General features: G+C 64.2%; 1 pseudogene. It reads right to left on the bottom strand.

The features are described from left to right. Positions 1-478 (bottom strand): annotated as a pseudogene (locus tag PAT3040_RS37755) (hypothetical protein); the annotation flags it as partial.

A 478-nucleotide genomic window follows, 5' to 3' on the forward strand; every position in this document is an offset into this window, starting at 1 on the left:
TGGGCGGCGCTTGCGAGGAGTCCCGCGCCTGAGATCTCGTACCTTGCCCCGACTGCCCGGACGCTGTCTCTCGCAATAAAGAACTTCCGCCATTCGCTTTCACCAGCATCCGCGCGCCTCGCAGCTTGCCGATCCGCCTCGCCAGCTCGGCCTGCTCCTCTACAAATGTTCGACGTTCCCGCAGCGTCTCGACGATCTCGCCCAGGTATCCGCTCCGCTCCCGCGGAATGATGGAGCCTGGAAGCGATACCTTCGGCCATTTGGGAGCGATCCGGGCATCGTCGGCCGGCGACTGAGGTTCTGGAATCAGCGGCGATCGCGACGCCGGCTTCAAAGCGTTACGGACATAACGCTCCGCCGCTTCCGCAATGTCGCGGAACAACGCATCGGTCGCCAAGTCGCCAAACCGGCTTGCGATCGTGCCGTACACCGGCAGCTCTTCGTCGGCAATGTCCGTACCCATGCCGCGGCTGCGACG

Source organism: Paenibacillus agaridevorans, from assembly GCF_003112455.1.
Classification (GTDB): Bacteria; Bacillota; Bacilli; order Paenibacillales; family Paenibacillaceae; genus Pristimantibacillus; species Pristimantibacillus agaridevorans.